We start from the raw sequence: 23,668 nt of genomic DNA on the forward strand, positions 1-23,668 counted from the left end.
CCTCTTCGCGCTTGGCGTGCCGTGGCGAGCCCTCAGCCCCGCAGCATCTCCGCCACGAGGAACGCGAGCTCGAGCGACTGCTGGGTGTTCAGGCGCGGGTCGCACGCGGTCTCGTACCGCTCCGACAGGTTGAGCTCCTCGATCGCCTGGGCGCCACCGAGGCACTCGGTGACGTCCTCGCCGGTCAGCTCGACGTGCAGGCCGCCCGGGTGGGTGCCCAGCTGGCGGTGCACCTCGAAGTAGCCGAGCACCTCGTCGACGATCCGGTCGAAGTGGCGGGTCTTGTACCCGTTGGACGACTCGATCGTGTTGCCGTGCATCGGGTCGCACTGCCACACCACGCGGGCGCCGGCGGCGGTGACCTTCTCCACGATCGCGGGGAGCGCTTCGCGGACCTTTCCGTTACCCATCCGCGCGATCAGCGTGAGCCGGCCCGGGATGTTCTCCGGGTTGAGCTTCTCGCACAGCTCGATCGCGTAGTCGGGCGTGGTGGTCGGCCCGAGCTTGACGCCGATCGGGTTGGCGATGCGGGAGATGTAGTCGATGTGCGCGCCGTCGAGCTGCCGGGTGCGCTCACCGATCCACAGGAAGTGCCCGGACAGCCCGTACGCCTTCGACCCCACGATGCGGGTGAGCGGCCGCTCGTACTCCAGCGCCAGGGCTTCGTGCGAGCAGTACAGCGTGACGGTGCGCAGCGCCTCGTCGTCGTTGACGCCGCAGGCCTTCATGAAGCCCATCGCCCGGTCGATCTCGCGCCCGATCGCCTCGTAGCGCTGCCCGGCCGCGGAGTCGCGCACGAACCCCTTGTTCCAGTCGTGGACCGCGTGCAGGTCGGCCATGCCGCCGCCGAGGTACGCCCGGAGCATGTTCATCGCGCTCGACGCGTTGGCGTACGCCCGGATCATGCGCTGGGGATCGGCCACCCGCGCCTCCGGGTCCGGGTCCAGCGAGTTGATCATGTCGCCGCGGTAGGCCGGCAGTCCGAGAGCGTCGAGGGCTGACGAGCGGGGCTTGGTGTACTGCCCGGCCACGCGGCCGACCTTGATCACCGGCAGGCTCGCGCCGTACGTGAGCACGACGGCCATCTGCAGCAGCGTGCGCGCGTTGGCCAGCAGGTGATTCTCGGTGTTGTCGGCGAACGTCTCCGCGCAGTCACCGCCCTGCAGCAGGAACGCCTTGCCGTCGGCGACCAGGGCGAGGCGCTCGCGCAACTGGTCGACCTCGTACGGCGCGACGATCGGCGGGACGGTGTTGAGCACCGACGCCACCTCGTCGACCACCGACGGGTCGGACCACGGCGGCGTCTGGGCACGCGGAAGCTCGCGCCATCGGTCGAGACCGAACGCGTCGATCTCTTCCTGGGTCAGCGCTTGACGGCCGATCTCCGGCCCGGGGTAACTGAAGTGGTGCCACTCCTCCGGCATGACGACCAGGGTACTTTCGCCGACAACGAACCCGCCGGAGGACTGCTGTGATCCCGGTGGGTGGACAGGGACAAAACAGTCTTAGAGCCAGTCTTTGCGCTTGAATGTGATGTAAAGCGCAACAGACATCACGACGGTGACCGTGATGGAGGCGACGAAGCCCCACCACTTGCCGAAGCCGGGGTACGGCACGTTCTGGCCGTAGAAGCCGGTGACCGCCGTAGGAACTGCGATGATCGCCGCCCAGCCCGTCAGCTGCTTCATGATCAGGTTCATCCGGTTGCCCTGGACCGTGAGGTTCGTCTCCAAGATCGTCGTCACGAGGTCCCGGAGCGACTCGGTCCACTCGCTCGCGCGCAGCACGTGGTCGTACACGTCCTGGTAGTACGGCAGCATCGGTTCGCCGACGACGTGCAGCGTGGGGCGCATCAGCGCGTTGACGACCTCACGCATCGGCAGCGCGACCCGCCGGAGCATGACCAGGCTGCGGCGCAGCTGGAAGGAGCGCCGCTGCACGGCGTGCGCGGACGTCCGGCCACCGTCGAAGAGCATCCCCTCCACGCTCTCCAGGGACTGGTCGAGCTCCTCGACCGCCGCCATGTGCCCGTCGACGAGGGTGTCCAGCAGCCCGTGCAGCAGGAACGCCACCCCGTACTTGGCGAGGTCGGCGTTGTCGTCCCAGCGGGCGACCACCTCCTCCAGGTCGAACCGGTCGTCGCGCCGAACGGTGACCACGACCCGGGGCGTGGCGAAGACCCCGATCTCAGAGGTGGTGAGCCGGCCGAGCCTGCCGTCCAGCTGGACCGCATACGCGGAGATGAACAGGTGGTCGCGGTACCGGTCGAGCTTCGGGCGCTGGCCGAACTTCATGGCGTCCTCGACCGCCAGGTGGTGCAGGCCCAGCTCCTCGCTGATCAGGTCGAAATCGGCCTGGGTCGGCTTGCACAGATCCAGCCACACCACGGCCTCGTCGTCGGAGAGGCGTTCCGCGATCGTCTCGACCGGGAAATCCTCGGCCTCCAGGACTCCGTTGCGATACAGCCGGGTGCGTGCCATGCCGCCTAGAGTAGGCGCCCAGCTGGCCACGTCGGTCGATCTGGCCAGCTGGGCGCGGTGGCGTCCGTGACTACGCGGTGGCGTCCGTGACTAGTTGAGCGGTCCGCCGGCGACGTAGATCACCTGTCCGGACACGAAGCCGGCGCCATCGCTGGCGAGGTACGAGATCGTGTGCGCGACGTCCTCGGGGCGGCCCACCCGGCGCACCGGGATCCGCCGGGTAGCGGCGGCCTGGAACTCCTCGAAGTCCATCCCGACCCGCGCGGCGGTCGCGGCGGTCATGTCGGTGACGATGAAGCCGGGGGCCACCGCGTTGACCGTGACGCCGAACTGCCCCAGCTCGATGGCCAGGGTCTTGGTGAAGCCCTGCAGGCCGGCCTTTGCCGCCGAGTAGTTGGCCTGGCCCCGGTTGCCCAGCGCGGAGCTGCTGGACAGGTTGATGATGCGGCCCCACTTCTGCTCGATCATGTACTTCTGAGCCGCCCGGCTCATCAGGAACGCACCACGCAGGTGCACGTTCATGACCGTGTCCCAGTCGCTGTCGCTCATCTTGAACAGCAGGTTGTCACGCAGCACGCCGGCGTTGTTGACCAGCACGCCCGGCGCGCCCAGCTCCTCGGCGATCCGGCTGACGGCGGCGTCCACGGCGCCCGCGTCGGAGACGTCCGCACCGACCGCGAGCGCACGGCGGCCGGCCCCGGCGATCCGGTCGACGGTGTCCTTGCACGCCGCCTCGTCGAGGTCCAGCACGGCGACGTCGAACCCGTCGGCTGCCAACCGCTCGGCGGTTGCGGCGCCGATCCCACGGGCTGCGCCAGTAACGATCGCGACTCGGGCCATGGTCCGTCCCTTCGAAGAACGTGCACTCGAAGTGCACTCTACTGATCGGTAACTCGTTGGGAAAGTAGTGAATAGACCGTGCGCACCATCGCCTGCCGGGCCGCGGTCACCCCCAGGCCCAGATCGTCGCGCAACGCCGACCACGCCGGCCAGGTGGTCGCGGCGGTGAGCGCGTTCAGCAGCTCAGCGGCGCCGCTGCCGGCCTCGGCGAGCTCGGCTTCGAAGAGCCGGGCCAGCTCGTCGCGGGCTATCTCGTACTGACGGGCGCGGTTGGCCCGCAACTGGGCGGAGAACGGCTCGCGCAGCTGCGCCGCCCGCGCCACCGGGGCCAGGAACTCCAGCACCTGCGCGCGCTGCCGGCACAGCGAGGCCACCCGCTGCTCCAGCGACAGCCGGGGATTTATCCGCCGGGCCAGTTCGGTCTGGCGCTCGAGCTGACGCTGCCCCGCCGCCGCGTACAGCGTCTCCAGATCGGCGAAGTTCGTCCACAGCGCGCGCAGCGAGACGCTGGCCCGCTCGGCGATGCGCTCCGCGCTCGGCCGCAGGTCGCCCTCTGCGAGGAGCGCGAGGAACGCGTCCACGACCGCCCGGCGGGTGCGAATCGCCCGCGCCGTACGGCCATCGACGTTCACAGCCAAGGAACTTACACTCCGAGTGCATGAGAGAGTTCCCATCTTTGGCTGCCCTTGCCGATGCAGTAGGCCAACACCTCGGGTACAGCGACTGGCAGGAGATCGACCAGAAGAGGGTTGATCTTTTCGCCGACGCGACCGGTGACCGCCAGTGGATCCACGTCGATCCGGAGCGAGCGGCCAAGGGGCCGTTCAAGAGCACTATCGCCCACGGGTTCCTGACCCTGTCGCTCGTACCGATGCTCAACGCCCAGGTCTACCGGGTCGACGGCGTACGCATGGCGGTCAACTACGGGCTCAACAAGGTCCGCTTCCCCGCGCCGCTGCCGGTGGGCAGCCGGGTGCGCGGCGGCGTCGAACTGGTCGAGGTGACCCCGGTGGAAGGTGGCGTGCAGGTGGTCGCCCGCGTCACCGTCGAAGTGGAGGGCGCACCCAAGCCCTGCTGCGTAGCCGAAACCGTTGCGAGGTTCTACGCGTGAGCACTGCGCTCGTCCTGGGCGGTGGCGGGATCACCGGCATCGCCTGGGAGGTCGGCGTGCTGTACGGGCTGCGCCGGGCCGGCATCGACCTGACCGGCACCGACCTGGTGGTGGGCACGTCGGCCGGTTCGATCGTCGGCACGATGGTGGCGATCGGCCTGGACCTGGACGTCGCGGCGGCGATGCAGCGGGAGGACGAGGAGCAGAAGCCCCCCACGATCGACTTCAAGCTGGCCATGCGGACCTTCGGCATCCTGCGCGACCCGGCGCTCGAACCTCGGGAGGCGCGGGCGCGGGTCGGCGCGATCGCCATGAGCGCGCCACTCGGCGACCCGGAGCGGCAGGTCAAGTGGTTCGCCTCGCGAATGCCGCAGGCCGACTGGCCGCAGCGGCGCCTCGTCATCACGGGCGTCGACGCCGAGACCGGTGCGGCCGTGACCTGGGACCGGGATTCGGGTGTACCGCTGGTGCGCGCCGTGGCGGCGAGCTGCGCGGTGCCGTGCGTGTACCCGCCGGTGGCGATCAACGGCCGGCACTACATCGACGGCGGCTTACGGTCTGGTACCAACGCCGACCTGGCCGCCGGCCATCGCGAGATCGTCGTGATCGCGCCGATGGCCGAGACCTCCCCGTTCGGCGCGCCGATCGAGGAGGTGGCCGCACTGCGTGAACGGTCCTCGGTCGTGCTCATCAAGCCAGACGCCGGGGCACGGACGGCGATCGGGCCGAACGTGCTGGACCCGTCCCGGCGGGTGGCGGCCCTGGAGGCGGGGCTGGCACAGGGCATGGCGCTGGCCCGTGACGGCGCACTGAGCGCGAGCTGGGCGGCATAGCGGCGGCTGATGCGCAACGCGGGCGGCATAGCGGCGGCTGATGCGCAACGCGGGCGGCCTAGCGGCGGCTGATCCGCAGCGCGCTCGGGCCGACGACCCGCGCGCCCAGCTCGGTCACCCGGTCCCGCAGGCCACGGTCGGCGGTGACGACGACTTCATCGCCGGTGCCCTCCCGCCGGAGCAGGTCCACGATGGCGTCGTCACCGGACCGGTCGGCGGCGACCACGCGGACCCCCGGCACGGCCGGCACCCGACGGGCCGCACCCTCGACGACGAGCACCACCTCGTCATCGAGGGCGGCGCCTTCCAGCGCGCCGGGGCCGGCCGCGGCGAGCGCATCACGCAGCCGCTCGGTGGCGCCGGCCCGGTCCCGCCACCAGCCGTCCGGCACGGATCCCACCACGTTCGCGCCGTCCACAACGATGAGCACAGGCTTTTTCTACCCCGCAGCGTGCCGTTGAAGACCCCAGGTCAGGAGCGGGGCAGCCGCATCGCCATGGTCGGCGCGTCACCCATGACCGACTGCTGCTGTGCCATCCCGTCCGAGGCGCTCTGCCGGTCGGCCCGGCACACCTCCACGCCCTCGAACAGCTCGACGAGGTCCCACTCCCCGAGCACGTACGGCTGCTCGAGGGCGAGCCCCACCGGGCGCGGCGCCGTCTGCGGCCCGGGGCGGCTCAGGACGACCGTGCCATTGGTACTCAGGTCGGTCACGCGCAGCTCGTCGCCGCGCAGTTCCAGGCGTACGTGGTTCCGGCTGACCCGGCGCACCGCCTCGCCGTCGAGGTACGGGCCGAGCACCACGCCGTTGTCGGGCGCGCGGCCGACGACCGTCGACTGCCCCTCGGTCACCACGAACCGCTCCCGCACCGCGCCGCCGACGCGGGCGACCATCGGCACCGCGAACGGCAGCGACCCCTTGTCCTCCAGGCGCTCGCCGTGGCGCGGGCAGTGCGCCACCCCGCGTACGAGCCGGGGCGGTGGCTGGCGGCCGTCGCGGGCCGCGCCGCCGGAGAACGGGCCCGCCGTCGAGCCGAAGCTCGCGCAGTCGGGTACCGGGCACTGCCAGCGGCGACCGACGGCGGCGGGGCGCTTCGGGGTCGTACCGCGACCGCCTTCAAGCGCAGCGCCACCGGGCGCGGTCGCCGGGGCGAACCGGATGCCGGCGTACCCGGGCAGCGGCTCCCGGCTGATCACCGGCTGGCCGATCGAGGCGGCGACCTCGCAGACCCGGACGAGGGCGGCGACCTCGGCCGGCACCACCTCGGCGAGCCCGTCGTCGGACCAGCGGCGGATGACCATCCGCTCGTTGGAGGTGAGATCCGTGTCGGAGAGCAGGCCGCGCGACGCCACCGGGTACAGCGCCAGGCCATCGTCGCCCATCTGCCGACTCAAGGCATCGATGACCAGGCCGACTCGTATCAGCTGCGCCGGCCGGCCGCCGTCGAGGTCGACGAGCCGGACGATCTCGCCAAGATCGATCACGGCTCCGGTGCGCAGGGGGTCCGTACTCAGGCGGCGCTCGATAGCGTCCAGCGCCCGCGTCACTTCGAATCGCACGCGAAGAAATCTACCGGCGATTACCGCTCTACCTGTGCAGAAACCGCCGCCAGCCGCACATGCGGCCGGCGGCGGACCGGCCGGCGAGAGGGGAAGCGCCGGCCGTCTTACCCCCAGAGGCGAGGCACTACTGAACGTCTACAACCGTAAACAGAGCGCAGCGGCTGGCGGAAGGCGTGAACACGTGAGTGAATTCGGCTCAGAGGTTCTGGTCGGCGATCTCACGCGCGCGGTCCCGGGCGGCCTCGAGCGCCGCGAGCAGCGCCGCACGTACCCGATGGTTCTCCAGCTCCCGGATCGCGCTGATCGTCGTACCCGCGGGTGAGGTCACCGCCTCACGCAGCTTGACCGGGTGTTCGCCGGAGTCGCGCAGCATGATCGCCGAGCCGATCGCGGTCTGCACGATCAGGTCGTGTGCCACCTGCCGGGGCAGGCCGAGCAGGATGCCGGCGTCGGTCATCGCCTCGACGAGGTAGTAGAAGTACGCCGGGCCCGAGCCGGACAGTGCCGTCACCGCGTCCTGCTGCGACTCCGGTACCCGGATCGTGTTCCCCAGCGGCCGGAACATCTCCTCGGCGAGGGCCAGGTGCGCGGCCGTGGCGTGGGCACCGGCCGAGATCGCGGTCATCGCCTCGTCGACCAGGGCCGGGGTGTTGGTCATGACGCGCACGACCGGGGTGCCCGTGGGCAGCCACTTCGCGAAGAACGAGGTGGGCAGGCCGGCGCAGAGGCTCACGACGAGCTTGTCGGCGGGGATCCCCGGTCCGAGTTCGGACATCAGCACCTCGGCGTCCTGCGGCTTGACGGCGATGGCCAGGACGTCGGCCCGTTCGACGGCCGTGTCGTTGTCGACCACCTCGACGCCGTACCGCTCGCGCAGCTCGGCCGCGCGCTCGGCGCGCCGCGTCGTGACCAGCAGCCGGTCGACCGGCCAGCCGGCGCGCAGCAGCCCCGACAGGAGCACCTCGCCCATCTTGCCGGTGCCGATCACCGCGATCGTGTGCATGCCCAACCTCTCCCCCGCGCTTGGTCGCGGGGACGCGCTCGCGCCCCCGCGACCACCCTGCCAAAGTGCTCAGCCGAAGAAGACCTCGGCCTCGGTATACCGCTCCATCGGCACGGTCTTCAGCTCGCGGGTCGCCTCAGCCAACGGCACCCGCACGATGTCGGTGCCGTGCAGTGCCACCATTGTGCCGAAGTCGCCGTCGTTGACGGCGTCAATCGCGTGCAGACCGAACCGGGTCGCGAGCACCCGGTCGAACGCGGTCGGCGTGCCGCCGCGCTGGATGTGCCCGAGGACCACCGTCCGGGCCTCCTTGCCCGTGCGCTCCTCGAGCTCGCCCGCCAGCCACTGGCCGATGCCGCCGAGGCGGACATGGCCGAACGCGTCCCGGCCCTGGTCCTGCAGCACCATCTGCCCTTCGAGGGGGGTCGCGCCCTCGGCGACCACCACGATCGGGGCGTACTGCGTCTGGAAGCGCTTCTCCACGTACGCGGCCACCTGCTCGATGTCGAAGTGCCGCTCCGGCAGCAGGATCACGTTGGCGCCGCCGGCGAGGCCGGCGTGCAGGGCGATCCAGCCGGCGTGCCGGCCCATCACCTCGACGACGAGCGTGCGGTGGTGGCTCTCGGCCGTGGTGTGCAGCCGGTCGATCGCCTCCATGGCGATGTTGACGGCGGTGTCGAAGCCAAAGGTGTAGTCGGTCGCGCCGAGGTCGTTGTCGATCGTCTTGGGTACGCCGACGACGTGGACGCCCAGGTCCGTCAGCTTGGACGCCACGCCGAGGGTGTCCTCCCCGCCGATGGCGATGAGCGCGTCGACGCCGTTCTCGGCCAGGTTGGCCTTGATCCGCTCGACGCCGTTTTCAATCTTGAACGGGTTGGTACGCGAGGAGCCCAGGATCGTCCCGCCCCGCGGCAGGATCCCGCGCACGTCCGGGATACCGAGCGGGCGGGTGAGCCCCTCGAGCGGGCCGCGCCAGCCGTCCCGGAAACCTACGAACTCATGGCCGTACGTGGAGACGCCCTTGCGGACCACGGCACGGATGACCGCATTGAGGCCGGGGCAGTCACCACCACCGGTGAGCACGCCGATACGCATAACTGGTCGTCCTTCCCAATTGTTTGCGCATAAACGACAGGCGAGCCCCGTGGGCGGAGACCGGACGCGATCCGAAGGGTCCGGCCCCACGTTCGGCATCGTTGCCGACCCGGGGCGGGCCGCAACTGCGAACTGTAGTCCGCATCACAGCCGCGAACGCAACAATCCCACGACGGACGTCGATGAATCAGGACGGCGCTTCCCCTACCAAGCGGTAACGCGGGCGCTACCTGCGCCCCTGTCCGCAGGGGCCCATGGCCTGCCAGCGGGCGAGGTTGTGCCTGGCGTCGACCAGCGCGTTGTGGCGGTCGGACATGGTCGGCAACTCCGGCCGGCCGTGGTCGTCCCACAACTGCCGGAGATCCTTGGTGAAGCGCGGGAGGTCGCGGGGCAGCGCCGTCATCGGCCCCCAGAGCTGGGCCAGCGCCACGTGGTCGTACGCGGCGTACCAGGCCCACAGTTCGATCTCGTCGGCGTCGCCGGTGTGCAGCGGCTCGGTCAGGAAGTCGTGGAGGTCTTCGCGGATCCGCTCCCGTGAGCGCCACGCCCGGTCGGCCGGCGAGGGCAGCTTGTCGAGCACGTTCCGGCGCACCCATGGGATCGCCTTGGCCTCGTCGAACTCAGTGGACACGGCGTAGAACTCCCGGCCCCGCTCATCGACCACGCCGATGGAGACGAGGTCGATCGTGCGCCCGTCCTCGATGAACTCGCAGTCGTAGAAGTAGCGGTACGGCATCGTCACCCATCCTTCACCCTGGCCACGACCGCCGTGCCAGCGCCCCGTCGCCCTTTTGTGCAACAGGTCATGATCACTGGCACCTGATCCTCGCCGCCCACCGGGTGGGCGGCTAACCTGCGACGGTCCGAGAATCGGACAGTCCGCCCCAGGGGTGTACACGGCGGCAACCGAGCAGTCATGATCTGGGGCAACTGTTCGGGTTGTTACCGGGGAGGGGTTGGACCGTGGAGGTTCGGCTGCCGGATCCCGGCGATGCGTTGACCGGCGTGGAGATGTTCGCGGTGCTCGAGCCGGAGGTGCGCCAGCGGGTCATCGCCGCGGCCGTGCCGCGGACGTACCGCAAGGGTCAACTGCTGTTCGTCGAGAACGATCCTGGAGAGTCGCTCATCGTGGTGAGACGCGGTGCGGTCATGGTGTTCCGCACCGCGCCGACGGGTGAGCGCGCCGTGCTCTCCGTGATCCGGCCACCGGACGTGCTCGGCGAAGTGTCGCTATTGGACGGTTCACCCCGGTCGGCGTCGGCGGAGGCGATCGAGGACTGCCAGGCCCTCGCCCTGTCCCGCGGCTCGTTCCTGGAACTCGTGCACGCCAACCCGCGCATCCTCGATGCGGTGATGCGCTCGCTGGGCGGCCTGATCCGGCGGCTGACCGAGCAGAACGCCGACCACGTCTTCCTCGACCTGCCGGGCAGGGTGGCCAAGACGCTCGTACGCCTGGCCGGTGACACGCACGCGCCGATGGTCACGATCGAACTCAACCAGAGCCAGTTGGCCGAGATGGCCGGCGGCTCCCGGCAGAGCGTCAACCAGGCGATCGGATCCTTCGCCGGCCGCGGCTGGCTGCGCACCGAGGGCCGGCGCATCGTCGTGACTGACCTCGGCGCGCTCCGGCGCCGGGCCGGCATGAGCGAACGCTGACCGCCCGCCCGGTCCGCTCCAGGACAGCCCGACAAACCGCGACCGTGGCCCCCAGCCCGGAGACCACGGTCGCGCCCGACAGGCGTCAAGCCCCGGTAGGGGTCAGGCCTCGACGCCCGTCATGCCCGCCCAGTCCGGCTTCGGCTGCTTCGGGTCGGACAGCGCCACGGACTTGACGACCGGCAGCTCATCGGTCGGCGACTCGCCGGTCGGCAGCTTGTCGGTCGGCAGCTTGTCCGTCGGCGCGACGATGCCGTTCGCTTCAAGCTCCGCCAGCATTACCGCATCGACGTCGACCGTCTCACCAGCGGCGTGTGTCGAGCCTTCGCCGTCTGTCCACTCTTGGGCAAGTCGCACCTGGACCATTCATGACTCCCACTGGTTAGCTCGATCACATCGGCTCGAACTCTAGACCCGCCACGGCCGCGAAAACTGTCTTGTTCCGTACAGCTGCGCAGACCGTACGGGCAACTGTTTCGATGGCGGTGGCGTGTGAAGATGGGCGGGCGCCAGACAGAAGGAGAGGCATCGTCGAAGGAGCGGCACTATCGCCACCTCGTGCTCTCGCTGTGCCCGCCCAGCCGCCGCCGACGACAGGTTCTGCGGCGGCTGTGGCGCTGAACTGACCCTCGTCTGCCCTGAGTGCGGTCGGGCGCTCGGCACCGACGTCGCGTTCTGCACCGGTTGCGGCAACCCGCTCCGGTCCCCCGCCCCGGGCAGGGCACCCAGCGAGGACCGCCGGCGCATCAGCGTCCTGTTCGTCGACCTGATCGACTTCACACCGTACGTCGAGCAGTCCGATCCGGAGCTGGTCCGTGAGATGCAGCAGGGCTTCTTCACCACCGCCCGGCGGGTCATCGGCCAGTACGGCGGCGTGGTCGAGAAGTACATCGGCGACGCGGTGATGGCGCTGTTCGGCGCACCGATCGCCACCGAGACCGACGCCGTGCGGTGCGTACGCGCCGGCCTGGAGCTCCAGCGGGTCCTGGCGCGGTACGCCCCCGACGACCCGGCCGCGGGGCCGGCCCGCGCCGGCAAGTTCGTCGGGCGCTTCCGGGTGGGCATCGCGACCGGGGAGGCGCTCGTCGACGTCGCGGCGGCCCGCGACGGCGGCCAGGCGATCGTCGCCGGAGACGTCGTCACCACCGCGTCCCGGCTGCAGTCGGTCGCGCCGCCCGGCGGGGTCGTCGTCGACGGCGCCACGTACGCGATGACGAAGTCGACCGTCCGGTACTCCGCCCAGGCGCCGGTCACGCTGAAGGGCCGGTCGTCGCCGACCGAGGTGTGGCTCGCGGTCGCCCCGCTGCAGCGCACCCACCCCGACCGGGAAGCCGACGGCGCCCCGCTGGTCAACCGCACGCACGAGCTGGGGCTCCTCGTCAACGCCCTGCACCGGGCGCTACAGGACCGCACGCCTCAGCTGGTGAGCTTCCTGGGCCGCGCCGGCATCGGCAAGAGCCGCCTCGTCCGCGAGCTCTACCAGCACAGCGAGCAGCTGTTCGACACACCGGTCGCCTGGCGTACCGGGCGCTGCCCCCCGTTCGGCGAGAACGTCACGTACGCGGCCCTCGCGGACATCGTGAAGGCCGAGGCCGGCATCCTCGACACCGACAGCGCCGAGGTCGCCCGCGAACGACTCGATCGGGCCCTGCACGACCTCGTCGGGCCGGAGGAGATGGCGCGCCTGTCGGACGCCCTGAGCCCGCTGGTCGGCCTGCGCGGATCCGTACTCGGCGCCGAGGATGCCGAGTCGGCCTGGCGGCGCTTCGTCGTCGCGCTCGCGTCCCGCCGGCCGACCGTACTCGTCTTCGAAGACCTGCACTGGGCCGATGAGAAAATGCTCCGGTTCGTCGAACTGCTCGGCGCGTCCGTGCGCGACGTACCGCTGATGCTGCTGTGCACCGCCCGGCCGGAGCTGGTCGACCGCAACCCCGGCTGGGCCGGCACGATCTCCGGCTCGCTGACCATCGCGCTCCCGCCGCTGCGCCGGCCCGAGATCGCCACGATGTACGCGCACCTGCTGGGCCGGGCGGCGTTCCCGGCCGAGATGTTCGACCCGCTCGTCGAACTCGCCGACGGCAATCCGCTCTACGCCCACGAGTACACCCGGATGCTCATCGAGCAGGGCCGGCTACGTCCGGCCGAGGCGCTGATCCTGCCCGACGGGCTGCCGATGCCCGACAGCGTGCACGCCGTCATCGCCAACCGGGTCGACCTGCTCGCCGCGGCCGACCGGACCGTCCTGCAGGCCGCCGCCGTGGTCGGCATGCAGTTCTGGTCGGGCGCGGTCGCCGCGGCGCTCAACCTGCCGGCCGAGGTGGTCGAACGGGCGTTCCGGCGGCTGGAGAAGCGCGACCTCATCCACGAGCAGCCCACCTCCACGATGGCCGACCAGCCCGAGTACCGCTTCGGTCACGTGCTCGTCCGCGACGTCTGCTACCAGCGGCTGCCCCGGACCGAGCGGATGGCCCGCCACGAGCGGACCGCCGAGTGGCTCGACCGGGTGAGCGGCGACCGGTCCACCGACCTCGCCGAAGTGGTGGCCCACCACCGGTACACCGCGCACGAGATCGCCCGTACCCTCGGCGTCGACGCCCACCGGTACGCCCCGGCCGCCCGGGACGCGCTGCGCCGCGCGGCCCGCCGAGCGTACGCGCTGCAGGCGCACGAGATGGCGGCCGCCCACGCCGCGCGGGCGCTGGGACTGTTCGACCTGGACGAGACCGACCAGGCGCAGGTACGCGAACGGCTCGGCGTCGAACTGCTCGCCACCGAGATCGCGTTCTACGCCGACCGGGACGAGTTCCTGACCGGCGGCGGTGAGGAGCGGCTGCGTCGGCTCGCTCGCGAGCTGATCGCGGCCGGCGACCGGCCGCACGCGGCCCGCGTGTGGACTCTCCTGGGCCAGGCGGCCTGGCTGCAGGCCGACCGGCCGGCCGCGCTGAGCTGCCTGCACCGCGCGGTCGACCTGTTCGACGGGCTGCCGGACACCCCGGAGAAGGCCGACGCGTTCGCCGAGCTCGGCCGGCTGCACATGCTCAACCACGAGCACGACCCGGCGGTGGCCGCGGCGGGGCAGGCGGCCGACATGGCCGAGCGGCTCGGCCTGGTCGAGGTGGCCGCGAACGCCCGGGTGACCGTGGCGACCGCCCGCTACGAGGCCGGTGATCGCCGGGGCCTGGCCGAACTGCAGGCCGTCACCGAACTGTGCCGCAGCCGGCACCTGCTCGCCCTGCGCCGGGCGATCCAGAACCTGTCGTGCGCCGTACGCGAAGAGGGCGACTACGCGGGCTCGCTCGCACTGCTGGAAGAGGTGCGCCTCGGCATGCCCGGCGGGCACAACCTGGTGACCGGCTACTCCTTCGAGGCGATGTGCGCCCACGTCGACGGCGAGTGGGACAAGATGCTCGCCGCCGAGGCCGACCTGGCCACCAGCGGCGGGGAGTGGGACCTGCAGGTCCGCGGGCTTTGCGCCGAGGTGCGGATCATGCGGGGCGAGGACGTCGGCTGCGCCGACCCCGACGAGGTTGACGCGCTGCTGGAGACGGGCCGCCGCAGCGGCTTCTACCGACTGGAGTGGACCGCGCTCTCGCACGTCGCGCTGTGCCGGACACTGCAGGGGCGGGGCGACGAGGCCACCGACCTGTTGTCCGAGCTGGTCGCTTCATGGCGGACGGTGCGCGCGCTCACCAGCGGCGAGTGGGTGGACGCGGCGTCACACGCGGCTGCGGTCGCCGGCCGGGACGCGTCCGCGCTGCTGCGGGAGATGCTTGGCGAGGTCCCGCACCGGACGGCCTGGGTGGAGGCCGCGGCGCGCACCGTCGCCGGCGGCGTCGCCGCGGCCGACGGCGACCACCATCGGGCCGCGGACCTGCACCTCGCGGCCGCGGATCGGTACGCGGAGATGGGCCACACGACCAATCGGATGCTGTCGCTGGCGGCCGCCGCCCGTTCCCTGCGCCACCTCGGCGACGACGACCGGAGCAAAGACGACGACCGGAGCAAATCGGTACGCCGGGAGGTGGTCACGTTCGCCGACCGCAACCAGGCGCCGGGGCTGCTGCGGCTGGCCGGCCTGGACGAGTCCGGGCCGAGCGGTGCGGCGGCAGGCTGACCGTCAGGCGGCGACGGCGGCGGACTGCTCCGCCGGCTCGGACGGCTCCGACCGCGCGGCCTTGGCCTGACCGGACTTCACCTTCTGGGCGTAGACATCGACGTACTCGCGGCCGGACAGCTCCATCAGCTCGTACATGATTTCGTCGGTGACCGCACGCTCGATGAACCGGTCGCCGGCCATCCCCTGGTAGCGGGAGAAGTCCATCGGCGCGCCGAACCGGATCCGCACCCGCTTGATCTTCGGAAGGATCTTGCCGGGCGGCTGGATCTCGTCGGCGTTGAGCATCGCCACCGGGATGACCGGCGCACCGCTCTCCAACGCGAGCCGGGCGACCCCGGTCTTGCCCCGGTAGAGCCGGCCGTCGGGGGAACGGGTCCCTTCGGGATAGATGCCGAAGAGGTTGCCCTCGCGGAGCACCCGTAGCCCGGTGTCGATGGCTGCCTGGGCCGCCCGACCACCGGACCGGTCGACCGGGACGGTGCCCGTACCCACGAAGAACATCTTGGTCAGCCAACCCTTGAGGCCGCGCCCAGTGAAGTACTCCTGCTTGGCCACGAAGGTGACCCGACGCTTGACCATCAGCGGCATAAATATCGAGTCCGAGAAGGACAGGTGGTTGCTCGCGATAATCGCCGGCCCCTCGTCGGGAATGTGCTCACGGCCCTCAACCACCGGCCGAAAGATCAACCGCAGCCATGGGCCGAGGATGATGTATTTGAGCAGCGAGTAGAGCACACGCGTCCTTCCAGATGCACCGGTTGCCTGCCCACCGACGCACTACGACCCCGCCGGCCGCATCCGTCTGGTTTGCACTTGAGCCTACGAACCCAACACGTCACACCACAACGCACTCCCCGAACAGCGGGCAACCGTGTCAGGATTTCGGTCAGCGGCCCGCCACGGCGTACGCTTCGCCGGGGTTTTGACCGCGAGGGAGGGCAGAGCCGGTGCCAGCAGGTGGCTCCCGGCGCGGAAGGCGCGACAACGGGCTCAGCGCGGCCGAGTATGCCGCGGTGGGCGATGTCGATCCGCGCGTGGGCGAACACCTGCTCGACGTGCTGGCCGGCGAAGGCATCGCTGCCTATCTGCTGCCAGCCACTGACCTGCACCCCGTCACCCGGACCACCACACTGCCGGCCCGGCCGACCGACCGACTGTACGCCGACCGCGAGCGTCTGGCCACGGCACGCGACTACCTCGCCCGACTGCGGGCCGACGAGAACGCAGCCCCGGTCACGCCGCCGGACACCGCACCGTCAAACGACGCGGCCGGGCCGGTCCACGACTCGACCACCGGGACCGGGACGACCGGCACCGCCGACCTCGACGCCGCGTGGGCGAGCATCGTGGCCGCGTACGACGCCGAGGTCGACACGGCGACCGCGCCCTGGCCGGAGGCGGAGAACATCTCCGCGCGGGACCTGAGCGACACCGACCCTGAGCTGGGTCAGCGGCTCGGGCTCGACACCGGCAAGGCCGAGGCGGCCGACGGCACCGGCGACCGGAGCGGCCAGGCGCTCGACCGGCCGGTCCGGCGTACGCCGGACGAGCCGACGCTGCTGGACGCGCTCGACACGTTCGGCGCGGACGTGCCCGACGACAACGACGAGGGCTACACGCCGCCACCTCCCCCGCCGGTGCCCCGGCCGCCCGCCCCGGTCGTCCTCGCACTCGTGGGCATCGTGAGCGGCCTGCTGCTGTTCTTCAAGCCCGAACTGCTGCCGATCGATGCGGACGTCGCCCTCCTGCTCGGGTTCGGCGCGCTGCTGGCCGGCGTCATCACGCTGATCTGGCGGCTGCGCCCGGGCGACGAGGAAGAAGACCCGGACGACGACGGCGCAGTCGTCTGACCGGCTTACTGGTCGGGTTTGTCCAGCCAGTCCAGGATCGCGGCGATCGGTTCCTTCCAGCGCATGTCGAGCATCAGGTCATGGCCCATGCCGGGGAACAAAAGGGGCGCGCCGCCGTACCGGCGAGCCACCGCGGTCAACGCGGCCCGGCCCGCGATGCGGTCGTCGGGGCTGCCGACCACGAGTACCGGCGGGGCACCGACCGGGTCCTCGGGCGCCCGGTGGGCCACCAACTGCCACTGGGCCCGCGCCGACGCCCCGCCCAGCCGCGCGGCGTGACGCGTACGGTCCGCCACCGGTAGCTCCCGGCTGAACAGCTGTCCACGCCGTGGCCGCAGGGGACGGCCGAAGACGGCCGGCACGGTGGCGAGCGGGTTGCGCAGCAGGGCGGAGAACGCCGCGCCGGGACCACCGAACACCGGCGACACCAGCACCGCCGCCCGGGCCGGGTACCGCGCCAGGGCCATCGCCACGACCAGCGCCGATGCGCCGTGCCCGACGAGGACGGCCTGGCGGGGCAGGCTCGCGGCGACCTGGGTGACGTCGTGCACGTACGCCCGGAGGGTCGCCTTGGACGCCGAGCCGCTCTCGCCGTGCCCGCGCAGGCTCATCGCGTACGCCGGGAAGCCACGCTCGCACGTGTACTCGAGCCAGTACTCGGCGAACGCCCACGCACCATGGCCGAAGCCGGGCACGAAGAGCACGGGCGGCGCGGCGCCCGCGTCGGTCGGCGCGGCGCTGAGCACCTCGCGGCGCACCGGCGCGGGTGGAAGCGCCCACTCCCGCTGCCGCACGATTTTGGTCGTCACGCCGCCTCCAGCTCGTCGAGGGAGCGCTGGAGCGCCCGCAGGTAGACGACGTGGTCGACCTCGAACCAGTGCCGGCTGGAGTCGGCGACCCGCCCCTGGACGAACCGCCGCTCCGGCTTGCCCTGCCGCCGCCCCCAGGCTGCTGCCGCCCGCTCCGGATCGGCGCCCCACCGGCGCAGCCAGCGCGCGACCGTCACGGCCTGCCAGTGCGCGATCGAGAACATGCCGCTGCCGGGCTGGACGAGGCCTACGACGGCGAGCGTCGGGTGGGTACGGGAGAACAGCTGGAGCCGCAGCCGGGGCCGCCCGTCGGCGTCGATGCCCAGCAGTTCCGGGCTGGCGAACTCGAACACCGGCTGGTACCCCGTCGCCAGCACGACCAGGTCCGGATCGGCGCTGGTGCCGTCGGCGAACTCGACGCCGCCGCGGGTGAACCGCGCGACGTCCGGCACCGGCGTGATCACACCGTGCCCGATGTAGTACATGAGCTGGCTGTTCACGACCGGGTGCGACTCGTACGGCTTGTGGTCCGGTTCGCGCAGGCCCAGCCGGCTGAAGTCACCGACGGTCAGCCTCAGCAGCCGGGTGAACAGCCACCGCCGCAACGCGAGCGGCAGCCGCAGCCAGCGAAGCAGGTCGTTCGCCTGGTCGGCGGGGCGGCCCAGCACGTACTTGGGGGCGTACCAGTAACCGCGGCGTGTCGAGTGCCAGCAGCGCGTCGCCTGCTGCGCGGCCTCCACGGCGAGGTCGCAGCCGGTGTTGCCGCCCCCGATGACGAGCACCTTGCGCCCGCGTAGCTGCGCGGCGTCGGAGTACGCGCTCGCGTGCAGCACCTGCCCGCGGAAGTCGTCCAGGCCCTCGATCTCCGGGTAGCGCGGCGACCAGTTGTGGCCGTTGGCGACGACCACGGCGGCGTAGCGCAACGTGCGCTCCTGGCCGCCCCGGGACCCGCGGACCGTGACGTCCCAGCGCCGGCCGTCCCGCAGCGGTTCGACGCGGGCCACCTCGGTGCCGAACCAGACGTGCTCCCGCAGCCCGAAGTGGTCGGCGTACCGTTCGAAGTACGTCAACATCTGCGAGTGGTGGGGGTAGTCCGGCCAGTCGTCCGGCATCGGGAAGTCGGGGAACTGGGTGAAGGGCTTGGACGAGATGAGATGCGTACTGGCGTAGACGGGGCTGCGATCGTGCCGCCAGTTCCACGCGCCGCCGACGCTGGTTTCGCGTTCGTAGCAGTCGACGCTGAACCCGGCCTCGCGGAGGTTCTTGATCACGGTCAGGCCGCTGCCGCCGGCGCCGATCACGCAGACGGTGTCCCCGCGGTCGTAAACCGGTTGACCGTCGTGCCAGACCCGCGCCGCGGACGCCGCGGTGTCCGGCCGGACCGTGTATTGGTCGTCCACAATTACTCCCTCCCCGGCACGGCATCTTGTCCGCAGAGGAAGCGTCTTGTCCACCCTCGCGGCATGATCAGCTGCCGGGCAGAGCAACCTCGGCCAGCAACGGAAAATGGTCGCTCGCACGCCGGGCCTCCGGCGGGTCGAAGACGCGGTAGTCTCCGACCTCGCAGCGTGGGTCGACGAAGATCGCATCGATCCGGCGCCGCGGCTCCGTCACCGGAAACGTCGGGATCTCCGCGCGGCCCATGGTCGTGGCCGCGTCGATCAGGCCGGCGCCGGCGAGGGTACGCCAGGCGCCGCCGTCCGGGGTCTCGTTGAGGTCGATGCCGAGCAGCAGCGGCTCGTCGGCCTGGGCGAGCAGCCGCCGCAGGTGCTCCGCCTGGGCCGGCCGCTCACGAGAGTCGGTGGCCAGGTGCGAGCCGGCGACGGCGAACCGGGTGCCCCCGACGTCACACCGGACGAGCACCGCCCCACGCATGTGCCGGCCGGGCGTCAGCGGGTACCGGACGCAGGTCTGCTCATGGACGCGTACCCGCAGGCTGGTCAGGACCAGGTTGCCCAGGGCGGGCAGGCCGCCGCCGGCCACGACGAGGCCGAAGCGGTGCGCGAGCGCCGCGCATTTGCTGCGCCAGCGGAACCGGCGCGGCGCCTCCTGCACGACGACCACGTCGGGGTCGGCGGCTCGGACCACCGCGGCGAGCGCGTCGAGATCGTCGCGCAGGCTGTGCACGTTGTACGACAACAGGCGCAGCCGTGGGCCGTCCCCCATGGCCGTCAGCGGCGGGCCAGATCGGCCGCGCCGACGACCCCGGCCAGATTGCCCATCTGCGCAGCGAGCACGTTCGCCACCGGCAGCCGGCCGCGCGCCTCCAGGGCGTCGCGATAGCTGGCCTCGGCCGGTCCGATCAGCAGGTCGCCGGCGTCGATCACCCCGCCGCCGATCACGATCACCTGCGGATCGAGGACCTGCACCATGTCGGCCATGCTGTTGCCGAGCCAGTACCCGATCTGCTCGAACGCCGCGATCGCGGCTGGGTCGCCCTGCCTCGCGGCCGTGGTGACCATCGGGCCGTTGACCGCCTGCGGAAGGCCGTTGGCCAGTGACAACAGCAGCTCGGCCTTGTCGGGCGCCTCCTGCGCGGTGGCCCGGGCGTAGCGGACCAGGGCGCTGCCGCTGGCGTACTGCTCCAGGCAGCCCCGACGCCCACAGCCGCAGAGCTGACCGTCGGGCACGGCCCGGGTGTGGCCGATCTCGGCGGCGACGCCGAAGGCGCCGCGCACCAGCTCACCGCCGAGGACGATGCCGCTGCCGATGCCCGTACCCACGGTGTACAGCACCATCGAGTCGGACGCGTCGCGGGCTGCGCCGAACCGGAACTCCGCCCAGGCGGCCACGTTGGCGTCGTTCTCGATCACGACCGGAAGGTTGAACCGCTCGGCGATGTGATCGCGCAACGGCTCGTCGCGCCAGGCGAGGTTGGGGGCGTACATGATCTTCGAACGCGTGGAGTCGATCCAGCCGGCCGCGCCGACGCCGATCGCGTCGACCGGATGAGCGGCGATCAGCTCCGAGATGACGTCGAAAATCATGATCAACGTACCGGTCGGATCGTGGGCGGGCGTGGGTCGCCGGGCCTGGGCCAGGACCTCGCCGTCAGGCCCGACGACCCCGCCGAGCACCTTCGTCCCCCCGATGTCGACTCCGATGGTCAACGACACACGTGCCTGCTTTCGTCTGTCATGCGGGGCTGTCGTCGGCGTCCCCGGGGACCGCCTTCCGGACAGCCTTCTTCGCCACGGCCTTCTTCGCCGGCGCCTTCTTCGCCGGCGCCTTCTTGGCCGGCGCCTTCTTGGCGGTGGCCTTCTTGGCGGTGGTCTTCTTCGCGACCGGCTCCGGTGCCGGCGCCTCCGGAGCCGGCGCCGGCGTCGCCGCCGGCTCGGTGGCTGCCGCCTCCGTGGTCGCCGCGTGCCACGGGTCGTCGCCGGCGTGATGGCCCGGCCGGGGCACGGCACCGTTCAACGCCCGCAGAAAACCGCTGAGTCCGACGGCAAGATCACCCGCCGCCGACGCCAACCGTTCGGCGAACTCGGGACTGGGATTCCGCAGCGTGGCGATCAGCCGGCACACCGGGCACACACAGCAATCGGCCGAGCCGGTCGAGAAGCCGGCCGTCGATGGTCCGGTGGAGCCTCCCACCGGACCATCGCCAACCGAACCATCGCGCTCGCTATTCCCGGAGCCACCGAGGAAGCCCGCCAGCCCGGATGCGAGATCGTGCACCCGGTCGGAGCTGAACACCTGTTCGGCAAGGCCGCGAAGCTGGCGATTGGCCTCCATGCCGTGCAGCGCCGTCGACGCGGCGGCCAGACCGACCGTCACCAGTCGCTCGGCCTCCTCGCGGGCGGAGCCGGGCCGGGAGGTCGCCTTACTCATGCCGACGCCTGGGACTCGACGCGGCGCTTGAGCTCCTTCAACGCAGAATCCATGATCATTTTTTCGGCCTTGCGCTTGAACATTCCCAGCATTCCAATCGACAGCTCCACTGCCAAGGTGTACGTCACCGTGGAGGTGCCGTCGCCGTTGTCGGCCAGATCGTACGAGCCGGCCTGCGATTTCTGCATCTTCGATGGCTTGACCAGGTGCCACTCGATGCGGGAGAGATCGTCGGCATAGTCGTAGGAGAGGGTGTACTCGTCGGCTACGACGCCCGCGTCCAGGACGAAGCGCACCTGGCTGGCGTAGCCGTCCTCGTACTCCTCCACCACGTCGGCGGATTTGACCGCCGACACCCACTCGGGGTAACGAAGGAAGTCGCAGATAACCTCAGCGACCTTTTCGCACGGCGCGTCGATCACAATCGACTGCGTCGAGATGTCCGTCATGAACGGCAGGCTACCCTCGCTGGCCCGCGCGCACGCGCGAGGCTCCGCCGCAGGTGCCGAGCGGTCGACCACCGTCTCACGTGACCTGCCTCGCGCCACCCGGAACGACTGATGGAACCCCCCATACAGTTGCATCCGCGTTGCCGGTAGGTTTCGGATACCCCCCAGCCATACCTCCGAGGAGTCGACGTGCGGGAGTTTTCCGTACCGCCGGTCGCGATCATCGACGATTCGGCCACCCTCACCGACCCGGTGTGGGAAAACGCCGCAGTGGCGCCCGACGATGTCCAGTTCGCCCGCCGCGTCGAGGGCCAGTGGCAGGACGTGACCTGTGGGCAGTTCCGCAACGAGGTCGTCGCCCTGGCCCAGGGTCTGATCGCCGCGGGGGTGCAGGTCGGTGACCGCGTCGGACTGATGAGCCGGACCCGGTACGAGTGGACCCTGATCGACTACGCGATCTGGGCGGCCGGCGCGGTGACCGTCCCGATCTACGAGACCTCCAGCGCCGAGCAGGTCGCCTGGATCCTGTCCGACTCCGGCGCAGTCGGCTGCTTCGTCGAGACCGACGCCCACCGCGCCACGGTCGAGCAGGTCCGCGACCAGTTCCCGGCGATGGCACACCTCTGGACGATCGACGCGGGCGCCGTGAGCGAGCTGGTCACCGGCGGCTCGGGCGTCCCTGCCGACGAGGTGGAGCGGCGCCGCAAGGCGGTCGGCGCCGACGACATCGCCACGATCATCTACACCAGCGGCACCACCGGGCGGCCCAAGGGCTGCCTGCTGACCCACCGCAATCTGTACTTCGACATCGCCAACTCGGTACCCAAGCTGCGGTCGCTGTTCCGCGAGAACTCGTCGACGCTGCTGTTCCTGCCGCTGGCCCACTCGTTCGCCCGGATCATCCAGGCCGGCTGCGTGCTGGCGCGGGCCCGGATGGGCCACACCGCCGACGTCAAGAATCTCGTCGCCGACCTGCAGTCGTTCCAGCCGACCTTCATCCTGTCGGTGCCGCGCGTGTTCGAGAAGGTGTACAACACGGCGGCGCAGAAGGCACAGGCCGACGGCAAGGGCAGCATCTTCGCCCGTGCCGAGCGGGTCGCCATCGCCTACAGCGAGTCGCTCGACGCCGGCGGCCCCGGCCTGCTGCTGCGCGCCCAGCACGCGCTGTTCAACAAGCTGGTGTACGGGAAACTGCGCGCCGCCCTCGGCGGGCGGTGCGGGCACGCGATCTCCGGCGGGGCGCCGCTCGGCACCCGGCTGGCCCACTTCTACCGGGGCATCGGCCTGGACGTCCGCGAGGGGTACGGCCTGACCGAGACCTCCCCGGTCGTCGCGGCCAACTTCGACGACGGGGTCCGCCTCGGCACGGTTGGCCGTCCGGTACCCGGCACCACCGTGCGCGTCGCCGACGACGGCGAGATCCTCGTCAAGGGCGACCAGGTCTTCAAGGGGTACTGGAACAACGAGGCCGCGACGGCGGAAGCGCTCGACGCGGACGGCTGGTTCCGCACCGGCGACCTCGGGGACCTCGACGACGACGGGTTCCTGCGCATCACGGGCCGCAAGAAGGAGCTGATCGTCACCGCCGGCGGCAAGAACGTCGCACCCGCCGTGCTCGAAGACCGCCTGCGCGGTCACGTACTGGTCAGCCAGTGCATGGTCGTCGGCGACCGGCAGCCGTTCATCGCGGCGCTCGTCACGATCGACGAGGAGGCGCTGCCCGCGTGGAAGGCCGAGCACGGCAAGCCCGCCGACGCAGGTGTCGCTGACCTCCGGGACGACGAGCAGCTACGGGCCACCATCCAGGAAGCGGTCAACTACGCTAACCAGGCGGTCTCGAAGGCCGAAGCGATCAAGCAATTCCGGATCCTGCCTCGCGACTTCACCGATGCCACCGGCGAGCTGACCCCTTCCCTGAAGGTGAAGCGCAACGTGGTGATGAAGCAGTACGCCGACGAGATCGCCGCTATCTATGGTGGCTGACGGGCCGCTGGCTCCGGTGCTCCTGCCCCGGCCGCGCCTGCTGGGGAT

At 71.0% G+C, this 23,668-nt stretch carries 23 protein-coding genes; 6 read left to right on the plus strand and 17 right to left on the minus strand.

Annotation, left to right across the window (positions count from 1 at the left end):
* Positions 1-32 precede the first annotated feature (32 nt).
* From HC028_RS01830 to HC028_RS01845, 4 genes are all read right to left on the minus strand, one after another.
* Positions 33-1,424: a class II 3-deoxy-7-phosphoheptulonate synthase gene (locus HC028_RS01830; protein ID WP_168071929.1), complete on the minus strand. Its 1,392-nt coding sequence runs from the start codon at positions 1,422-1,424 to the stop codon at positions 33-35.
* Between the two features lie 81 nt (positions 1,425-1,505).
* Positions 1,506-2,480, minus strand: coding sequence for a magnesium transporter CorA family protein (locus HC028_RS01835; RefSeq protein WP_168071930.1), 975 nt, complete (start codon positions 2,478-2,480; stop codon positions 1,506-1,508).
* A 90-nt stretch (positions 2,481-2,570) separates the two neighbouring features.
* The gene (gene fabG / locus HC028_RS01840) at positions 2,571-3,320 is read right to left on the minus strand and encodes a 3-oxoacyl-ACP reductase FabG (RefSeq protein ID WP_168071931.1); all 750 of its coding nucleotides are present in this window, start codon (positions 3,318-3,320) and stop codon (positions 2,571-2,573) included.
* 38 nt (positions 3,321-3,358) lie between these two features.
* The gene (locus HC028_RS01845; RefSeq protein ID WP_239075330.1) at positions 3,359-3,952 is read right to left on the minus strand and encodes a TetR/AcrR family transcriptional regulator; all 594 of its coding nucleotides are present in this window, start codon (positions 3,950-3,952) and stop codon (positions 3,359-3,361) included.
* 26 nt (positions 3,953-3,978) lie between these two features.
* Here HC028_RS01845 and HC028_RS01850 point away from each other — a divergent pair, with 26 nt between their 5' ends.
* Together HC028_RS01850 and HC028_RS01855 are read left to right on the plus strand one after the other, a co-directional pair.
* On the plus strand, positions 3,979-4,431 hold the full coding sequence (locus tag HC028_RS01850) for a MaoC family dehydratase (RefSeq protein ID WP_168071933.1): 453 nt from the start codon (positions 3,979-3,981) through the stop codon (positions 4,429-4,431).
* Positions 4,428-5,264 (plus strand): patatin-like phospholipase family protein, encoded by an 837-nt coding sequence (locus HC028_RS01855; protein ID WP_168071934.1) that lies wholly within the window; start codon positions 4,428-4,430, stop codon positions 5,262-5,264. The genes HC028_RS01850 and HC028_RS01855 overlap by 4 nt, the downstream gene beginning before the upstream one ends.
* 58 nt (positions 5,265-5,322) lie before the next feature.
* Here the strand turns inward: HC028_RS01855 and HC028_RS01860 are convergent, their stop codons facing one another.
* The 5 genes from HC028_RS01860 to HC028_RS01880 form a co-directional block, all read right to left on the minus strand.
* Positions 5,323-5,694 carry an NTP pyrophosphohydrolase gene (locus tag HC028_RS01860; protein ID WP_168071935.1) on the minus strand — a complete coding sequence of 124 codons (372 nt, stop codon included), beginning with the start codon at positions 5,692-5,694 and terminating at the stop codon, positions 5,323-5,325.
* A 41-nt stretch (positions 5,695-5,735) separates the two neighbouring features.
* Entirely contained in the window at positions 5,736-6,824 is a 1,089-nt protein-coding gene (locus HC028_RS01865; protein WP_168071936.1) for an FHA domain-containing protein, read from the minus strand.
* 199 nt (positions 6,825-7,023) lie between these two features.
* On the minus strand, positions 7,024-7,830 hold the full coding sequence (proC, locus tag HC028_RS01870) for a pyrroline-5-carboxylate reductase (protein WP_168071937.1): 807 nt from the start codon (positions 7,828-7,830) through the stop codon (positions 7,024-7,026).
* A gap of 69 nt (positions 7,831-7,899) precedes the next feature.
* Entirely contained in the window at positions 7,900-8,925 is a 1,026-nt protein-coding gene (locus tag HC028_RS01875) for a 6-phosphofructokinase (protein WP_168071938.1), read from the minus strand.
* Positions 8,926-9,151: 226 nt separating this feature from the next.
* Positions 9,152-9,661: a polyadenylate-specific 3'-exoribonuclease AS gene (locus HC028_RS01880; RefSeq protein WP_168072266.1), complete on the minus strand. Its 510-nt coding sequence runs from the start codon at positions 9,659-9,661 to the stop codon at positions 9,152-9,154.
* Between the two features lie 227 nt (positions 9,662-9,888).
* Between HC028_RS01880 and HC028_RS01885 the strand changes: the two genes are divergently transcribed.
* Positions 9,889-10,581, plus strand: coding sequence for a Crp/Fnr family transcriptional regulator (locus HC028_RS01885; RefSeq protein WP_168071939.1), 693 nt, complete (start codon positions 9,889-9,891; stop codon positions 10,579-10,581).
* A 102-nt stretch (positions 10,582-10,683) separates the two neighbouring features.
* Here the strand turns inward: HC028_RS01885 and HC028_RS01890 are convergent, their stop codons facing one another.
* Positions 10,684-10,947 (minus strand): hypothetical protein, encoded by a 264-nt coding sequence (locus tag HC028_RS01890; protein WP_168071940.1) that lies wholly within the window; start codon positions 10,945-10,947, stop codon positions 10,684-10,686.
* A gap of 181 nt (positions 10,948-11,128) precedes the next feature.
* Here HC028_RS01890 and HC028_RS01895 point away from each other — a divergent pair, with 181 nt between their 5' ends.
* On the plus strand, positions 11,129-14,695 hold the full coding sequence (locus HC028_RS01895; RefSeq protein WP_168072268.1) for an ATP-binding protein: 3,567 nt from the start codon (positions 11,129-11,131) through the stop codon (positions 14,693-14,695).
* Positions 14,696-14,698: 3 nt separating this feature from the next.
* Here the strand turns inward: HC028_RS01895 and HC028_RS01900 are convergent, their stop codons facing one another.
* Entirely contained in the window at positions 14,699-15,433 is a 735-nt protein-coding gene (locus tag HC028_RS01900) for a lysophospholipid acyltransferase family protein (protein WP_168071941.1), read from the minus strand.
* A 212-nt stretch (positions 15,434-15,645) separates the two neighbouring features.
* Here HC028_RS01900 and HC028_RS01905 point away from each other — a divergent pair, with 212 nt between their 5' ends.
* The gene (locus tag HC028_RS01905) at positions 15,646-16,548 is read left to right on the plus strand and encodes a DUF308 domain-containing protein (protein WP_168071942.1); all 903 of its coding nucleotides are present in this window, start codon (positions 15,646-15,648) and stop codon (positions 16,546-16,548) included.
* Between the two features lie 5 nt (positions 16,549-16,553).
* Here the strand turns inward: HC028_RS01905 and HC028_RS01910 are convergent, their stop codons facing one another.
* From HC028_RS01910 to HC028_RS01935, 6 genes are all read right to left on the minus strand, one after another.
* Positions 16,554-17,357 (minus strand): alpha/beta hydrolase, encoded by an 804-nt coding sequence (locus HC028_RS01910; protein ID WP_168071943.1) that lies wholly within the window; start codon positions 17,355-17,357, stop codon positions 16,554-16,556.
* Positions 17,354-18,757 (minus strand): flavin-containing monooxygenase, encoded by a 1,404-nt coding sequence (locus HC028_RS01915; RefSeq protein WP_168071634.1) that lies wholly within the window; start codon positions 18,755-18,757, stop codon positions 17,354-17,356. The genes HC028_RS01910 and HC028_RS01915 overlap by 4 nt, the downstream gene beginning before the upstream one ends.
* A gap of 67 nt (positions 18,758-18,824) precedes the next feature.
* Positions 18,825-19,532 carry an endonuclease/exonuclease/phosphatase family protein gene (locus tag HC028_RS01920; RefSeq protein WP_203981180.1) on the minus strand — a complete coding sequence of 236 codons (708 nt, stop codon included), beginning with the start codon at positions 19,530-19,532 and terminating at the stop codon, positions 18,825-18,827.
* A complete protein-coding gene (locus HC028_RS01925) occupies positions 19,529-20,473 on the minus strand; it encodes an ROK family glucokinase (RefSeq protein ID WP_168071945.1) in 945 nt (314 codons plus the stop codon). Before HC028_RS01925 ends, HC028_RS01920 begins: the two co-directional genes overlap by 4 nt.
* Before the next feature lie 19 nt (positions 20,474-20,492).
* Positions 20,493-21,188 carry a hypothetical protein gene (locus HC028_RS01930; RefSeq protein WP_168071635.1) on the minus strand — a complete coding sequence of 232 codons (696 nt, stop codon included), beginning with the start codon at positions 21,186-21,188 and terminating at the stop codon, positions 20,493-20,495.
* Complete coding sequence (locus HC028_RS01935) at positions 21,185-21,637, minus strand: SRPBCC family protein (protein ID WP_168071946.1); 453 nt, start codon at positions 21,635-21,637, stop codon at positions 21,185-21,187. The genes HC028_RS01930 and HC028_RS01935 overlap by 4 nt, the downstream gene beginning before the upstream one ends.
* Positions 21,638-21,826: 189 nt before the next feature.
* On the opposite strand from HC028_RS01935, the gene HC028_RS01940 reads away from it, so the two are divergent.
* On the plus strand, positions 21,827-23,620 hold the full coding sequence (locus HC028_RS01940) for an AMP-dependent synthetase/ligase (protein WP_168071947.1): 1,794 nt from the start codon (positions 21,827-21,829) through the stop codon (positions 23,618-23,620).
* The last annotated feature ends 48 nt before the right edge of the window (positions 23,621-23,668 follow it).

This window comes from Planosporangium flavigriseum (genome assembly GCF_011947225.1).
Classification (GTDB): domain Bacteria; phylum Actinomycetota; class Actinomycetes; order Mycobacteriales; family Micromonosporaceae; genus Planosporangium; species Planosporangium flavigriseum.

What these genes read in the sequence shown, in the direction of transcription:
- HC028_RS01930 (WP_168071635.1), bottom strand. Translation starts at nt 21,188, where the DNA reads ATGAGTAAGGCGACCTCCCGGCCCGGCTCCGCCCGCGAGGAGGCCGAG.
- HC028_RS01890 (WP_168071940.1), bottom strand. Translation starts at nt 10,947, where the DNA reads ATGGTCCAGGTGCGACTTGCCCAAGAGTGGACAGACGGCGAAGGCTCG.
- fabG (WP_168071931.1), bottom strand. Translation starts at nt 3,320, where the DNA reads ATGGCCCGAGTCGCGATCGTTACTGGCGCAGCCCGTGGGATCGGCGCC.
- proC (WP_168071937.1), bottom strand. Translation starts at nt 7,830, where the DNA reads ATGCACACGATCGCGGTGATCGGCACCGGCAAGATGGGCGAGGTGCTC.
- HC028_RS01850 (WP_168071933.1), top strand. Translation starts at nt 3,979, where the DNA reads ATGAGAGAGTTCCCATCTTTGGCTGCCCTTGCCGATGCAGTAGGCCAA.
- HC028_RS01880 (WP_168072266.1), bottom strand. Translation starts at nt 9,661, where the DNA reads ATGCCGTACCGCTACTTCTACGACTGCGAGTTCATCGAGGACGGGCGC.
- HC028_RS01935 (WP_168071946.1), bottom strand. Translation starts at nt 21,637, where the DNA reads ATGACGGACATCTCGACGCAGTCGATTGTGATCGACGCGCCGTGCGAA.
- HC028_RS01830 (WP_168071929.1), bottom strand. Translation starts at nt 1,424, where the DNA reads ATGCCGGAGGAGTGGCACCACTTCAGTTACCCCGGGCCGGAGATCGGC.
- HC028_RS01835 (WP_168071930.1), bottom strand. Translation starts at nt 2,480, where the DNA reads ATGGCACGCACCCGGCTGTATCGCAACGGAGTCCTGGAGGCCGAGGAT.
- HC028_RS01875 (WP_168071938.1), bottom strand. Translation starts at nt 8,925, where the DNA reads ATGCGTATCGGCGTGCTCACCGGTGGTGGTGACTGCCCCGGCCTCAAT.